This is a genomic window from Alteracholeplasma palmae J233 (assembly GCF_000968055.1).
Classification (GTDB): Bacteria; Bacillota_I; Bacilli_A; order Acholeplasmatales; family Acholeplasmataceae; genus Alteracholeplasma; species Alteracholeplasma palmae.
In genome coordinates this window covers 172,549-188,874 of record NC_022538.1, presented here as the reverse complement: position 1 = coordinate 188,874, position 16,326 = coordinate 172,549, and the positions used below count along the sequence as shown (strand labels likewise).

Here is a 16,326-nt window from a genome sequence, read left to right as displayed (position 1 = left end):
CTTTTAATGATATTTTTTAGTTAATCTAAATGTTATAAGTTTAACCAGTAAATTTAAACTTAACACAACGATTAGAATAATAATTGAAATCGTAGACGCTAATGCAAAGTTAGGCGATTCTCCTTGCATAGCACTCCAAATGTGAACAGCAAGTGATGTTCCATTTCCAAAAACAGATACTTCATCTTTAACGACTGTTCCTATTGCATAAATTAATGCGGCTGATTCTCCCATGATTCTCCCAATAGAAAGAAGGGCTGCAGATAAAATACCTGGTATAGCATTGGGTAACATCACCTTAAATGTTGTTTGAGTTTCATTAGCTCCTAGGGCAAGTGATGCTAATTTAAAATCTTTAGGAACAACATCTAATGATGATTCTGTTGACTTGATGATAACTGGCAAGACAATTACAGCAAGCGTTAGTGACCCTGAAATCAAAGATGCTCCTTTTATCACATTAGAACCAAATATATTTTGAGACAATGGAATAAATAATGCCGCTCCCATTAAACCATAGATAATAGACGGAACCCCAGTTAGCATATCCACAAAGCTTCTTAGTAATTCTGTTATTTTATTTTGTGGAGCCATTTCATGTAAATAAACTGCAGTAAAGACTCCAATTGGTAAAGCAATCATAAGAGTAAGTCCTATCAGGTAAAGTGTTGTAATAATAGAGCCTCTAATGCCTCCACCAGTTAATACAACAGGCAACATTGTAATATCAACTGTCTTATCCAAAGCTTGTGCCATTTTCTCTGCACCATCTTTGATAGAAAATCTAATCAAATTACCTTCATTATCCCACATTAAGATACCAGCATTATAAAATGCATCTCCTTCTTCTATCGGGCTTTTAGTATCACTATCATATAAAGAAGTTGTTTTAAAAGGTGAATCCGGATGGATCTTTTCAACTAAAATAATATTACTACCTTCTAAGTTCTTTCCATCTATCAAAGAGACCCCATATCTTTTAGACACAAACCCTTTAGATTCTATATCAAATGTTTTAAAAATAGAGTTTGTTTTTACAACACTATTTTGTCCTAATATATTTACAGGTAAACTTTTAATTTCTACAGTCTTATCAAGAATGGCTATAAAAGCTTCAATTCCCATATCTAAACTATATTGAATCATTTCCTTTTTATCATTTATAAGTTCATAATTTCCTTCAATTAAATAGTCTCCTATATTAACATTTTTTAAAGGTGACTCTTTAGATATGTAAGTAACTCTTAATATACCATTTTCTTCTTTAAAGGCTATGCCATATCTCTTAGATCCAACTCCCTCATAATCAATGTCCTTTAGTAAGTCTTTATCTAACTTTTCTGTTTTTAAACTAGTAATAACATCTTCATTATCTCCTGTAATAATCTTAAAATTAAGCAGTGGTAATCCATTACTAAAAACAAAATATAGAATAAGTGTTAATACAACAACAGATATTAATGATGCTCCATAGACTAATGTTTTACCAAAGTAATCATATAATTTTCTATTTTTCATATCTACTCATCCTTTTTTTAACTGAATTTAACGCTATATTAGAAACTAAAATGATCACAATCAATACTAGTCCAATTGAAAATCTAACATCATAATCAAATCCTGAAGTTTCCTTTAATCCACTTAAGATTGTTGATGTCAGTGTTCTAGTTGGACCAAATAAATCAAAATTAGGTCCTTTTCCAGTATTACCAGATACTAAAGAAACTGCTGTTGCCTCACCTAATGCTCTTCCGATTGCTAAAATGATACCTGCAAATATACCTGATTTTGCAGCTTTAATTGTAACTTTAAAATATGTCTTAGTAGGAGTCACACCTAAGGCAAGTGAACCTTGCTCTGTTTCTTTACTTACACTTTTAATAGCTAAAGTGCTCATCATTGTAATTGTAGGTAAAACCATAATCATTAATACTAAAATAGTTGTTAAAAGTGAGTTTAACCCAATTTCTCGACCAAATAGTCTTGCAAAAGATTGTACGCCTTTGGCGATAAAACCCGATCCAAACATCCCATAAATAATAGATGGAACAGCTGCTAGCATTTCAACAACTGTTGTAAGTAAAACAGAAGCCCACTTAGGTGCTATTTTAGCTATATAAAGCGATGTTAGTACTGCTATTGGTATTGCTAATAATACTGCAATTGCTACTGTAAATATGGTGTTAATAATAATAAACCCTATTTGATATACTGGTTGTATATACTGTGTGCCTGAAATAAATTCAAAGAAATTCAACTTAACTTTTATAAGTCCTGTAGGCCCATCAAAATCATAAAACGCAAAAAACGGACGTAGTCCGCGGCTTGCAATTTGAATAACAATTAAGATAACTATAGAAGCGGAAATAATCGTTGCTAGAAGTAAAATACTTCTAACAACGATATCCGTAATTTTCTTTTTTTTCTTAAATAATGCCAATCGTTCTTCTTGCATAATTATATACCTTTACCAATTCTTTCTAATTCCTGAGAAAATAGCTTTTAAGTTTGAAGCACTAATATTAGTTAATTTATTATTAGTATGAACAACAGCTACTACTGCATCCCAGGCTAAGATACCTGATGTATTTTCTGCTCTATTTGCTTCACTTGAACCAAAGTTTCTTGATAAGAATCCGATATGAACTGCATTAGCTCCATCTTTTTCTGATCCTTGTGTTCTCTTATAAGCATCTCCTGATCCAGTATGATTATGTTCTACTTGGAAGTTTCCTGCTAGTGCTTTAAATTGTCCACTTAGTGCTTTAGCTATTTTTTCAACTGATGTTGATCCACCAAACTTAATAGTAATTGCTGAATTATCTTGTGTTGTGATAGTGTATTCCGACTTTATGTCGCTCCATTTTTTATCACTTGCCTTAATTTCTACAATCCCACCATTATCTTGGATTGTTTTCTTACCTTCTTGTGTGTTGATAAATGCGATAAATGCTTCTACTAATTTTGATTCTGTTGATTCATCTGATACTTTTGTAATATAGTTAAATGGTCTTTTCAATTCATATGTATTGTTTAATACATTATCTTCTGTTGCTTCAACGCCTTGGAATTTTAATCCTTTAAGTCCACTACCATCTAATGATGAAAGTGAAATATATCCAATACCATTAACATCATTTTTAACCTTGTTAATCATATCTCCATTTGAAGATGATTCTTGAACTTTCGCTACAGTCGTTTCTGAATGAGTTTTTGGAAGTCCTATAATATCAAAGAACGCTTCTCTTGTCCCTGATGAACTATCTCTTGTGTAACCTTGAATTTCTGAATCTGTTTGTGTTGGAGGTGTTTCATTATCTCCACCACCATTTGATGGTTCTTCAACTGTACAAGCAGTCAATGTGATTATTCCTAATAATAAAAGAAAAGCTGCTAAGATTTTTTTCATAAAATTCTCCTTAGGTTTCATATTACATCCCTATTATAAAGATTTATGTTCTTAGCAACTATCATATTTAAGTCAATTGTTTGTAAAGTTTTGGTAAAACGTTATTTATCCTTCTTTGAAAGTCTATATATGGTTAATCCAAACAATATAACAGAAAGTCCAATTGAACAAATAATTAATACACTAGAACTAATATTAAGTCCAAAAATACCGATATCATTTACTCCGTACGCATTTTTCATTTCAGAAACTGCTTCAGGATTCATCTTATCTATAATCAAACTAAATGGTTTTTCTAACATTTTTTGTTTGAGCAATGTTGTCATATGCGTAAACGGAATCAGGCTGGATATATAACTAACTGCTTTTGGCAAGATTGCTAAAGGCATATAGATACCTGAAACAAAACCAACAAACGTTCCTAGGACTCCAGAAACTGCCCCAAAAGCATTTGCACTTTTAATAAAACTTACTAAAAGAACCATAATAGATGAAGATATGAATGTATAAACTAATAATAATAGCGTAATTTCTAAAATAGTAGAAAAATCATAAATATAGCCTGTTGACACCAATAAATATAAAATCGTTAGAATCCACATAATTAAGGTTAAAACAAATGTAACAATTACAGCAGATAAATAATAACTTAAAAATATCTTATATCTTTTTACTGGAGTAACTAAAAATGAATCTATTTTGTGGTGTTCTAAATCACTTACCATATTTCCCATGATTCCTAATGATAAAGTCAATGTATTAATAACTAAGATTCCAGCCATCATTTGGCTTGTTGCTAAAAATGTTTTTTGTTTATCTGTTATATCAAAAGCGTCAAATCCTTGAGTATACATATTGTTTAAAAATAAGAAATATAGCAATAACATGATAATAACTGATAAAAACGAGAAGAATACAGCCGTTTTATCTCTTAAATATATTTTTATATTTCTTTTAGTTAATTCAAAAATATTATACATTTAGCTCACCAATAACATTAACAAAGACATCATCTAATGTTCCTTTAACAATTTCTATTTGACTAATGTTTTCTTTCATATCAGTAACATAGTTAAGTGCTTGTTCTGTATCCTTAACTTTTATAATATACTGATCTGCTATTTTCTTATAATCAGTATCTATGCTTTTTAAATATTGTTCTAAACTGGCTTTATCTTTTGGAACGATTTTAATTCTATCATGACTATACTTACTTTTAAGTTCAGATGGAGTACCAGAAACCTCTATTGTTCCTTTATTGATAATTACTATATAATCAGCATCTTGTGCTTCTTCCATATAGTGAGTAGTTAGAAAGATTGTGATGCCTTCATCATTTTTTAATTTATCTAATGTTTTCCATACTTGTTGTCTAGTTTCAGGATCAAGTCCAGTTGTTGGTTCATCTAATAAAAGAATCTCGGGGTTAGAGAATAAAGCACGAGCAATTTCAACTCTTCTTTTTTGTCCACCTGATAAATTTTTAAATCTTCTGTTTTCAATTTCTTCTAACTCAAATTTTTCTTTTAAGTTCATATATCTTTCTAAAACTTGTTTTTTATCTTTAATATATAATGCCCCTCTAGCAAGTAAATTTTCTTTCACTGTTAAAAAGTCATCTAAAACATTTTCTTGAAACACTACACCAATTTTATTTCTTATCTCATTTTCATCTGAAATACCATTTAGTAAAAACATTCCACTATCTGGTTTTAATAAAGTCGTAATCATTTTAATAGTTGTAGATTTACCAGCACCATTAGGTCCTAAAAATGCAAATAAACTACCTTTTTTCACTGTAAAACTAATATTATCAACTGCTTTAACATCTTTATACGTTTTAGTTAAATCTTTTACCTCTAGAATTGTTTGTCTCATTTTTACTCCTTTTCTTCTCCTAAGAATATATGAATAATTCCTACAATAAGCCCGGAAATCGGATATACTATCCACATTGTTCCCCAAGCTTTATAGATAAACCCACTCATTAAATAAATGATCGTTGCGAAAATAAAGATTGCTCCACTTACTTTTTCTGCCATTGAATCTTTTTTATCCCCTTTTATTTTACTTGGATTTTCTATGTCATCTAAAAATTCTTTGACCGTTCCAAAGTAAATAAATAAGAATACAGCTAATCCAATCAACATAAAGCCAAGTAAATAGAAAATAGAACGTTCAGCAAATATATTTTCTAATTCACCAGATCCTAATATAAATAGTACAACTCCTATAAGACATAATGATACACCTGAAATAATTGCCATAACAAATTTCTTTTTATGATCTAAAACTTCTTTTTTTACTATTTCTTTGGTATTTTCAGCTAGAACATATAAAACATTTTTTTGTTTTTTTTCTGATTCCAGTTTAATTCCTGCATAAATATACATTCCGATAGATGGGATAATTCCTATAATTAAAACTAAAATTTGAGTTAAATCTTTTAATGAAAATTCTTTTAATTCACTAATAGTTGCTACTACTCCAACAACCGTTAAGATTAAAAATGTTGCTATGCCAATTAGAAGTGCTGCTATTTTTATAGATTTATATTTTCTTTCAAATTCAGTTTTTATAATTACTTTAGTTTCTTTATCATTTAAAACCTTATTATCTATGTTTAATTCTGTAAGTATTTCTTTTAAATCACCAAATTCTGCAATCACTTTTCCAATTGCTTCATTTTCAGTAAGCCCTTCGCTTAATAAGTCTTCATATTTTTCTTCTGTAGACTGGTATAAGCCTTCTTTTATTTTTAAAACTTCATCACTATCAATACCTATAAATAAATTATCAATAAAACTTTTTAATGTTTGATTCATCATTCTTCCTCCAAAGTAAATTTGTCCACTACATATTTAACGAGTTTCCACTCTTCTTTTTTTTCTTTCAAGTATTCTTTTCCTGCTGCAGTAATTTTATAGTAAGACCTTTTAGATCCACCTGTTTGAACATCTAGATAATAAGAACTAATAAATTCATTTTTCTCTAATCTTGTCATTGCTGAATAAAGGGTTGTTTCTTTGATAATATATTTTTCATTCGTTATCTCTTTAATTTTCTTAGAAAGTAAATAGGCATATGAATCTTCTTTCTCCAAAAGTGATAAAATCATTAAATCGTTATATCCACGAATATTATCACTACTTATCATTTTTTTCACTTCCAATCTACCTTGTCTGTCGTAGTAGTTAAAGTTTACCACAACTACTACGACAAGTAAAGTAGTTTTTATAAAAAAATAAAATGCATAGTTCATATGCATTCTAAATAAAATACTTTTTAATTGCTTTTGGTGTAGCATAAACTTCAATCGCTTCATTTACTACTAATAGTTTTGCACATCCATCAAACCCATATTCTCCATCTAAATTCCATTTATAATTGATGGGTGTTATATTTACATTAGCACTTGATACGCTTAATCTAATATCCTTTTTAGAAATCTTTCCTTTTCTTAAGTAAACAAATGTAAACTTAATCCAACTTAAAAAATGTCTTCTTTTAAATACTACAATTTCTAGCTTACCATCGTTTAATTTGATATGATCTCCAAATTTTTTAAAATTAAAACCTGCCACTCTTCTAGCTGATAAAACAAATAATAAGAAACTTGTTGTTTCATAAGTAGTATTATCGTCTAAAGTAATTTTGACATTAAACTTTGCTTTAGTTAAAATATCACTTAATCCTTTTAACACATATGCAAAATGACCAAATCTTTTAACTGTTCTTCTTTTTATATCATAACTTACATCAGTGAACTTACCGATTGCTGCGGCATATGTAAAAAACTTATCATTAGCTTTATAGATATCCATTTTCCTATAGGAATCTTCTTTGATTAAGTTAAGTGTTTCATCAATTTTACTCTTTTTAATGCCCAAGATACTGGCAAAATCATTTGCTGTTCCTGTTGGTAAGACTAGAAGTTTAGGTCTGATATCACTTTTCATCATTCCATTGACAACATTACTAATGGTTCCATCGCCACCTAAAACTAAATAAAGTTCATATATGTTTGCATGATTATAAGAAACTTCAATAATATCTTCTGCGCTCTTAGAGGCGTGAATATCTAGTGTCCATTTTTCATTTTCAAAGTATTTTTTAATATGATCTAATCTCTTAGCAGAATTACCTTTTCCGCTTACTGGATTATATATCAATAATGCTTTCATAAAATTTCCCCTTTTAGCACAGTTATGCTATTTTTATTATATCAATTAACCTTAATAATTGCAATTTTTACTATCTTATATTAAACTATTACTGGTGATAAAATGATAACTATAGAAAATAATAGTACAGATCCATATTTCAATTTAGCATTGGAAGAATATATATTAAAAAATTTAGATTTAAATGATGATATTTTTTTATTATGGCAAAATGAACCTTCTTTAATTGTAGGAAGAAACCAAAATATTTTTGAAGAAATTAATCTTAACTTAGCAATTTCAAAAGGGATTCCATTTATCAGAAGAATCTCTGGTGGTGGAACTGTTTATCATGATTTAGGAAACCTAAATTATACTTATATTACAAAGAGCAAGGGCAATATTAATAATTATGAACTTATGACTAAAAATATTATTAAAGCTTTCAATAATATTAATATTCCAGTTGAACTTGTAGGTAAAAGTGACTTGAAAATTAATCAATTGAAAATTTCAGGTAATGCTCAATTTGTTTATAAAGATCTTTTGTTACATCATGGAACTCTTTTATATAAGACAGACCTTTCTTTACTAAATGGCTTATTAAGACCAAAAAAGGAAGACGTTGATTCAGTAAGTGTTAAGTCTAACCGTTCTTCTGTTACTAATATTAGTGATTATACAGAATTTTCATTAACTGAGCTTAAAAATTATTTATATGAATTTATTCTAGGTTCTGATTATAAAAATAAAATGCTTCATTTATCTGATACAGTCATAGAACAAATTAACTTACTAAAAAATGATAAGTATTTAACTTGGGAATGGAACTATGCAGAATCTCCACGTTGTGTCTTAAAAAAAATACATGATACATACAGAACAGAAATCAAAATAGAGCATGGCATCATGACTGAAGTTAAAGTCTTTAATAACGAAATAGAAGATACTGAATTAGAAAGACTACTTTTAAATAAAAAGTTTATTCCAGGAGAATTAAAATCTATTTTAAAAAATCATCTTGAAGTATATGATTGCTTATTTAGCTAATAATAATATAAAAGAAAACTATTTGACTAGTTTTCTTTTTTTATACTTCTATTTCTTTTTAGGTATTAAATATTCTCCCCTGTAATTACTAAATGCATTTTCTGGATATCTTCTATATTCATGTTTTTTATCCTTTATAATAGTTGTTTTATAAATCCATAAACTATTCATATCCCAAGTTAAAATCTCATCTAATCCATCACCATCTATATCAAACGCTTCACTTGCCAGTGTTGGATGACCATCATCTGGGAATTCTACCATTTTTTCTAAATAACCATTATATAAACCACCATATTTAGGGGATGTATTCATTAAGATAAGATTTTGTAAATCATTATCATAGTTAATAGGTGTTATAACATTACCATTTCCAATAAACTCTTTTTCACTTAATCTATTCATATCTTTATCAAATGTATAGATAATTCCATTAGCACCCCAAAAAGATGTCACACAAACTTGATAGCCATCTAATTCTTTGACATATTTAGCTAAGCTGATTCTTTGAGCATGCCCTACTGGAATAGAATGTAGAATCTCGCCTTCTTTAGAAACTATATTAAATCCTTCATTTCCTGATGCTAGAATAAATACTTTTTCACTTTCACAATCTAGCGCTTCAAAAATAATTTCATCAGTATGATCAGAATTATATGGTAGAGACCATATCACTTCACCATTTTTAGTCATATCATATCCTATAAATAGTTCATCATTACCATCTTCATCAAAGTCATATACATATGGAAAATGTCCTGTATTTTTATGATGATATTTAAATAGAATGTTAAAATTCTCATCTAATCCAAATACGTTTCTATACCTATCTTTAACCATCAAGTCTCCTTGATAGCCTTTATGAGTAAAATCAGCTACTCTCATGCCATCAGCGTTCAAATAATCATAAGGATAGTTAGGTTCTATTGTTTCTATATTTTTAATATATGGTGTTTTATGTTTTTTAAGTATCTTTCCTGTTAATAATTCAACAATATAAATTTCAAAATTTCTAATATAAATCAATTCTAATTTACCATCATTATTAATATCACTTATTTGAAATGGCAAATCACAACTAATAGGCCCATTATCCATATCATTTATAGGTTTACCTTCTTGCCATAACAAAGTACCATTAAAATCGAATACTGAAATACAACTAATATGCGCAAATGAGTCTCTATACATCCTTTTTTGATGTTGTGCAAAGACAAAGATAGGTTTTCCATCTACGATGGCAGTTCTCATTTGGCGTCCTGAGCCCATTCCTTTTAAGTCTATTTTATGAATAACTTCTATCTTTCCATAATTAGCTTGTTTAGATTCTATATTTTTAGTCTCATTAGTTTTGAACTCTGTGATTCTTGATTCTTCTTGATCGTCTATAAGAATATCTAAGTAACTATATCTACATGCATTTTGGCTCATTAAAGCAACTTTACCTAATGTTATCTCATATAATGTCTCTAAAATAAGTTCTTCATTTAAATAAACTTTAATCACTTTATTATTTTTAACAATACGTATCTTATAATCTATCAAAGATTCAACTTTATATGCTACTTTTTTAATACTTGTTCTAGTAACTTGATCTTTTTTATAGAGTTCCACATAGTCAGTACCTATAACTACTGCCATGTACTTTCTATTATGAATATAGTCAAATGCAATTCCAGTTTCATAATCTTTAGAATATAACATGACTTTTGTTTCTAGTATATAATTTTTAAAATCATCACTATTTAGAACTAACATAGATGTCACATCACTAAAATGTCCCTTAACATTATAGCCTCTATTTTGTTCCATATAGTTTTTGCCATCATAATTAACAACTAGCCAGCTGCCTTCCATACTTCTCCATTGGTGGTTATTAATAGGATCATAGAAGTTTCCCATATATCCTTCTGGCATTAGATGATGGTATTCTCCTAATGCTGAGTGTGCTTTGTCATATGGAAATTCTCCTAGTGGAAAATCTTCAAATGTTTCATGATATACTTTTTTCATTGTTTTACCTTTCATAAGATCTCATTAAAGTTAGAGTGTTTTAGTTTTATTTTATTTCCAATAATATGTTCTTTTTTCGCAACTTCATTTAAAATTAAATACTTTCTAATAATATCAACAGATGAAATGCCCTGTTTTTCTGGCTGCTGGGTGATAGTTATAACAACTTGACCATTTTTTAAACCTGTGATAACATCTGGATGTTCGTCAGTAGCAATCACTTTAGTATCTAATTTCAAATCAGTAATTGCCTTAATACCGCCACCAATACCATTTCCAGTTGAAAAATAGATAAGATTAGCACTGTTTTGTTTAAAGTATTGTTTTACTTTCTCATAGGTATCTTTATCTGAATCATTTGTTTTCAAATAATCAATTAATTGATTTTCTGAGAGTTGATCTTTAAATCCTTTTACTCTTTTTTCATAAGCTAAAGGATGAGTTTGTCCAGTTATAATTAATATTTTCTGATGATTACTAATAATTCCAGCAACATCTCCAGCAAGTGTACCATTGTTATAGTAATCGCACCCAACAAAACTTACTAAATTACTTATTTCTATTTTATTACCTATCATCACAATGGGTATGTTAATCTCTTCTAACCTAGTTTTAATTTCATTATCATAAATCGGATTAATAATAAGTGCTTGAATTCCTTCATCATATAATTCATTAATAGCATTTAATTGACTCTTAACTGCATAGTTAGTTACTTTAGTTAATAATTCTAACTGCTTATTTTTTTCTTTTTGACTTGAGTGTCTAACACCTTTTAATACTCTTGTATAAAAATCACTATTATAAGCAGTTAGTACCACACCTACCTTATACATCTTCTTACTATTTACTAAAGCTCTAGCGTACTGATTATATTGATAATTATTTTCTTTAATGATTTGTAATACTTTTTCTTCTACTTCTTTACTCACACCACCTCTGTGATTAATGACCCTATCAACTGTTCCCCTTGAAGTATTCGCTAACTTAGCTATTTCTTTAATTGTGATTGCCAAAATATCACTCCTTCATAAAATGTGCTCGTGCACTTATTTTACTCTTCTTTTCGATTGGAATCAATACTTGTTACTAAGTAGTTAAGTATTATGCATAAATAGCAATAAAAAAATGATCTCTTTTAGCAAGAAATCATTTAGGTTATTTAGTTTAATTAATTATATTTATAAACTCTATTCAATATGTTTTTTATTAAGTTGTCTTATCATAAAGTATATTAGACTACTATATACTAAAATCAATACCAAAGTCATCCCAACAGATAATATTGAATAGTTATAAAGAAATACAATATTATCTAACTTATTAATTTTTTGATAATATCTTAATAAGCTGTTAGAGATTGGTAATGAAATTAAAATACCGACTAAACTTATCGCTATTACAAAAATAGTTATATAAATTATTTTTTTCACAGACTTTTCATTATTATTTGTTTCTTTAACTTGTTTATATATTAAATAAAGAATACATACAAATCCAATGAAACTAAATATGAGTGTAAAGTGCCAATCATTGATTGTTCTATCAATTTTATCAGATATACCATTTAAGTATAATCTGTCTATTGATACACTATATTCATTTAATACTTCTTTCTTAGTCAGTTCTTTAAATGCTTTATCATCTAGCTTTGTAAACAATTCAACACCTTCGCTATATCTGTCTAAGAAATCTTCTTTATTACTATTAAAGAATATTAAAGAGTCATTATATATATTATCTTGATCCTTTGTAACTCCTGTGATTTTAAATGAGAATACTGTTGAGCCTCGTTTGATTTCAATTGTGTGTCCAATAATATCTTCTTCTTTTATACCTTCTGCTTGTTTTAATCGGTTAGCATAATTTCTTGTGATATATATATCATCCTCATTAATTGCTTTAGTACCTTTTTCAAGTTCCAAATTGTCACTAATAAATTGAGCATTGACTGGAAGAGATACATAAATATAATAGTTTTTGGTAAAGCTTATATCTTTCATGCCTTTTTCGATTGTATCAACTTCATCTTTATTTAAGAATGAAAATACTTCTTTCTTGTTAATCCTAATAAGATTATAATTTTTATCCTCTGTTATTTTCTTTAATCTATCTACTCTTGAAGTCATAGAAACTATCATGAAAATATGTGTATTTATAACAACAAATATGCCAATAATAAATACTAAAACATATCTAACATATTTTTTAAAATGATTATAAGATGACTTACTAGTAGAATCAGAATAGTTAATTAGAGAATACAGGCTAGTAATACCAAACAATACCAAAAGAAATCCTATAAATATTCCAAATGATATTAAATAAGCCATAGGTGTTATATACACAAAAGCTTCATCATTCATATTTAAGTTAGATGGTACTATAAATAAGTAAGCTATTACATTTGATGAAACAAATGTGATAAGATAAAACTTTATAAAATCAATTAAAGTGATCTTATTAATAGTTTTTTGACCTAAATCTAAATCAGTTAAATAAACATTTTTTTCATTTGGAATAACTTGATATCTAAACCCTATTCTTAAACTTTCTTTTATACCCATTAAAAATGTTTCGTTTTTAGAATATTTTCCATCTATATGTGAGAAATACATAATTTGTTTTTTACTTGCATAATAAAGAATGATACTTACACTAACAATAATAAATATAATTAGCCTTGCAAGGTTACCAAATATCTCACTATTATTACTAAAGGTATCTTTTGGGGCAACCAATGCAAGCATAATAGTTGCGTAAAGAATACTAAATAATAGAACTGATACTTTATTTATTTTTTTTATACTTTTACTTTCCATTTTCACATTCCATCATTACAAAATATTATAATGATCCTTTCCCTTATATTGGTTCATACTATAAAATATCTAACTTGTTGTCTTTGTTCTTCCATTTATTAATCCAGATAGAATCGCTTTCTTTTAAGTTTTCTAGTGGTAAATTTTCTCTAGAATAGAATTTGATAAATTCCCCTTCATCTTCTTGATTCATTAACTTAACTTTTGAATCAACACTAACATGAAAAATAAAACATACATAATATACTATATCTCCATTAGGATATATAGTACGACATTTTTCTCCTGAATAAACACCATATAACCTTGTTTTAGTTTCATCAATTGCAATACCTGTTTCCTCAAGTACTTCTCTTTTTAATGATTCCATTAAAGTTTCTTTTAACTCAATACTTCCACCTGGCACACCAAAGTTTTTAGTATCTTTTCTTAATTGTAATAGTATTTCTTCTTTTTCGTTTTCTATGATTGCTCCACAAGAAACTGAAAGTATTGGATCATGTCCAATTTTTTCTCTCAAATCCTTAATATACATTATGTATTCTCCTTAACGATAGCTTTACTTATATTTTACAATACTTTGTGCCAAAAGGCAATATAATCTAAATTTCTGGTTTATTCTTAACCTTAGTATATAAACAGACTTTATCTCTCTATTATAGTATTAAAAAAGATTTGATTTCTGTCCTTGTATTGATAGAAAGGAAATCCTTTGGTATTTTTAAATTATTATTACTTATTTTTCAATTCCTTTATATACTACTATGAAAAATAATTCTTTTTTTAAACTTCAAAAATTAATCTAAACCCAATTCCCTTTTTTTCCCAAAATGGAATAATATCTTCATTAAAAATATCAAGCATGACTTTTTTCTCAGTCATAAAGTTTTCTAAGAAATTCTTAGATTGATTAACAATAATAATTATTGGATCCCACTTGAAATAATCATCTCGCATCCAATCCAAAAAAGCATCGTAACTATATACATTATATTTGAGAAATCCAAATAAATCATATACGCAATCAAAAAAATCTTTTATTGTTTTAATATCATCACCATTTATTTCATAAAACTTTTTTACATATTTAACTTTAATGTCATTAGTTTCTTTTTTATCCAAATATTCTACTTTGCTCACCATATCTCCCTTAGTTTATCCTTTTAAATGATCTTTAATGATTATTTGTATTATAAATAGCCCTGTCACTACCTTTTATAAATCTTTCAACATAGTAATAATATCTTTTTTATTGAGTTTAGAAGTGGTAATAAGTAAGCAAAGATTAATATTATCTAATGCTTTAACTGGTTGTTTTTTCTCATTATAGTATATTTTTGTTAGTTCATTAATTTTTATCAAATTCAGTCATCCTTATCCCTTTTTGGTTACTCTTATTGTATCAAATAAGGCAGTAACAAACAATCATATGCTTCTAATAAATAAAAAAAGGAGACATCCTAAGATATCTCCATTATTTGTTATTAGATATGAATTGGTTTATCGATTGCACCTAGTGCAGCTTCCATAGTTAATTCACTTAAAGTTGGATGTGGATGGATTGCATGAGCGATTTCGTATGCAGTTCCTTCTAACTCCATTGCTGTTGCATATTCACTGATAAGTTCAGTTGCATTGTAAGCATAGATATGTGCTCCAATAACTTCTAAATATTTCTTATCAACGATTAATTTAACAAATCCTTCTTTTTCTCCATCAGCTAATGCTTTACCTACAGCTGCTAAAGGAACTTTAGATACTTTATAATCAAGACCTTTTTCTTTAGCTTCTTTTTCAGTTAAACCGATTGCTGCGATTTCTGGAGAACCGTAGATACATGATGGAATTCTGTCATAACGCATTTTTGTATGTCCTTTTTTAAGGGCATGTTCAACTGCGATGATTCCTTCGTGTGATGCAACGTGAGCTAACATGAATTTACCATTTAAGTCCCCAATTGCATAAACATTAGGTACATTTGTTTGTAAATATTCGTTAGTTACAACATTTGCACGATCCATAGTTAAGTTTAATTTTTCAAATCCTTGTGAGTTAGCACGAGTTCCTACTGCCATCAAGATTAAATCTGAGTCAATAGTTACATCTTTACCATTTAGATTATAAGTTAATTTCTTACCATCTACTGATTTAACTTCAGCTCCTGTTAATACTTCAATACCATCAGCTTTTAAACGTTTAGTATATGCAGTTCTAACATCATCATCCATTGTAGGTAAAATGCCATCCATTTTTTCAACAATAACTACTTTTGATCCAAATGAATTAAACACAGTAGCAAATTCAACACCAATAACTCCACCACCAACAATTACTAATGTTTTTGGTGCAGTTTTAACGTTTAATAATTCTCTACTTGTAACAACTGTTCCTTTTTCATAAGCTTCTTTTACACCTGGAATTGGTGGAACGATTGCTGAAGCACCAGTTGCTAATACTAAGTTTTTAGCTTCTAATGTTTCATTACCAACTTTTACTTGTGTTGGGCTTAAAACTTCACCGTATCCGTTATAAACATCTACGCCATTTTTCTTAAGTAAGAATGCAACACCGCCTGTTAATTGTTTAACAACGCCATCTTTTCTTGCCACGATTTTAGTCCAGTCAAAGTTAACTTCTCCTGATTTAGTAATACCGTAGTCTTCTGAATGTTGTAAAGTTTTAAAAGTTTTTGCACTTTTTAAGAAAGTTTTTGTAGGAATACATCCGTGATTTAAACAGATTCCCCCTACTACTTCTTTTTCTACTAAAGCGACTTTTGCTCCTAATTGAGCAGCCTTGATAGCAGCCACATATCCACCTGGCCCACCACCAAGAACTAAAATATCATAAGTTTTCATAGTATTCTCCT

General features: G+C 28.3%; 16 protein-coding genes. 1 reads left to right on the top strand and 15 read right to left on the bottom strand.

Annotated features, from left to right (window positions below; genetic code table 11):
- Positions 1 to 3 precede the first annotated feature (3 nt).
- The 8 genes from BN854_RS00865 to BN854_RS07370 all read right to left on the bottom strand — a co-directional run bounded on the left by BN854_RS00865 (position 4) and on the right by BN854_RS07370 (position 7,593).
- Positions 4 to 1,518, bottom strand: coding sequence for a PstA family ABC transporter permease (locus BN854_RS00865; RefSeq protein WP_026654868.1), 1,515 nt, complete (start codon positions 1,516 to 1,518; stop codon positions 4 to 6).
- On the bottom strand, positions 1,508 to 2,455 hold the full coding sequence (gene pstC / locus BN854_RS00860) for a phosphate ABC transporter permease subunit PstC (protein ID WP_026654860.1): 948 nt from the start codon (positions 2,453 to 2,455) through the stop codon (positions 1,508 to 1,510). Before pstC ends, BN854_RS00865 begins: the two co-directional genes overlap by 11 nt.
- A gap of 12 nt (positions 2,456 to 2,467) precedes the next feature.
- Positions 2,468 to 3,409, bottom strand: coding sequence for a substrate-binding domain-containing protein (locus BN854_RS00855; protein ID WP_026654853.1), 942 nt, complete (start codon positions 3,407 to 3,409; stop codon positions 2,468 to 2,470).
- Positions 3,410 to 3,510: 101 nt separating this feature from the next.
- Entirely contained in the window at positions 3,511 to 4,389 is an 879-nt protein-coding gene (locus BN854_RS00850; RefSeq protein ID WP_026654844.1) for an ABC transporter permease, read from the bottom strand.
- Positions 4,382 to 5,287, bottom strand: a complete 906-nt coding sequence (locus tag BN854_RS00845) for an ABC transporter ATP-binding protein (protein ID WP_026654836.1) — start codon at positions 5,285 to 5,287, stop codon at positions 4,382 to 4,384. The genes BN854_RS00850 and BN854_RS00845 overlap by 8 nt, the downstream gene beginning before the upstream one ends.
- A gap of 2 nt (positions 5,288 to 5,289) precedes the next feature.
- Entirely contained in the window at positions 5,290 to 6,234 is a 945-nt protein-coding gene (locus BN854_RS00840; RefSeq protein WP_026654827.1) for a permease prefix domain 1-containing protein, read from the bottom strand.
- Complete coding sequence (locus tag BN854_RS00835; protein WP_026654817.1) at positions 6,234 to 6,566, bottom strand: PadR family transcriptional regulator; 333 nt, start codon at positions 6,564 to 6,566, stop codon at positions 6,234 to 6,236. The genes BN854_RS00840 and BN854_RS00835 overlap by 1 nt, the downstream gene beginning before the upstream one ends.
- A 112-nt stretch (positions 6,567 to 6,678) precedes the next feature.
- Positions 6,679 to 7,593 (bottom strand): diacylglycerol/lipid kinase family protein, encoded by a 915-nt coding sequence (locus BN854_RS07370; protein WP_026654809.1) that lies wholly within the window; start codon positions 7,591 to 7,593, stop codon positions 6,679 to 6,681.
- A 102-nt stretch (positions 7,594 to 7,695) separates the two neighbouring features.
- Between BN854_RS07370 and lplA the strand changes: the two genes are divergently transcribed.
- Positions 7,696 to 8,622, top strand: a complete 927-nt coding sequence (gene lplA, locus BN854_RS00825; protein WP_026654800.1) for a lipoate--protein ligase — start codon at positions 7,696 to 7,698, stop codon at positions 8,620 to 8,622.
- A gap of 48 nt (positions 8,623 to 8,670) precedes the next feature.
- On the opposite strand, the gene BN854_RS00820 is transcribed toward lplA, so the two are convergent.
- The 7 genes from BN854_RS00820 to lpdA form a co-directional block, all read right to left on the bottom strand.
- Complete coding sequence (locus BN854_RS00820; RefSeq protein WP_026654793.1) at positions 8,671 to 10,650, bottom strand: hypothetical protein; 1,980 nt, start codon at positions 10,648 to 10,650, stop codon at positions 8,671 to 8,673.
- Positions 10,647 to 11,651, bottom strand: a complete 1,005-nt coding sequence (locus tag BN854_RS00815) for a LacI family DNA-binding transcriptional regulator (protein ID WP_026654784.1) — start codon at positions 11,649 to 11,651, stop codon at positions 10,647 to 10,649. The genes BN854_RS00820 and BN854_RS00815 overlap by 4 nt, the downstream gene beginning before the upstream one ends.
- Before the next feature lie 174 nt (positions 11,652 to 11,825).
- Positions 11,826 to 13,457 carry a hypothetical protein gene (locus BN854_RS00810; protein WP_026654776.1) on the bottom strand — a complete coding sequence of 544 codons (1,632 nt, stop codon included), beginning with the start codon at positions 13,455 to 13,457 and terminating at the stop codon, positions 11,826 to 11,828.
- Between the two features lie 58 nt (positions 13,458 to 13,515).
- Positions 13,516 to 13,992, bottom strand: a complete 477-nt coding sequence (locus BN854_RS00805; RefSeq protein WP_026654767.1) for an NUDIX domain-containing protein — start codon at positions 13,990 to 13,992, stop codon at positions 13,516 to 13,518.
- Between the two features lie 248 nt (positions 13,993 to 14,240).
- Complete coding sequence (locus tag BN854_RS00800) at positions 14,241 to 14,597, bottom strand: barstar family protein (protein ID WP_045959662.1); 357 nt, start codon at positions 14,595 to 14,597, stop codon at positions 14,241 to 14,243.
- Between the two features lie 75 nt (positions 14,598 to 14,672).
- On the bottom strand, positions 14,673 to 14,819 hold the full coding sequence (locus BN854_RS07835; RefSeq protein ID WP_026654750.1) for a hypothetical protein: 147 nt from the start codon (positions 14,817 to 14,819) through the stop codon (positions 14,673 to 14,675).
- Positions 14,820 to 14,941: 122 nt separating this feature from the next.
- Positions 14,942 to 16,315, bottom strand: coding sequence for a dihydrolipoyl dehydrogenase (gene lpdA / locus BN854_RS00795; RefSeq protein ID WP_026654741.1), 1,374 nt, complete (start codon positions 16,313 to 16,315; stop codon positions 14,942 to 14,944).
- Positions 16,316 to 16,326 lie beyond the last annotated feature (11 nt).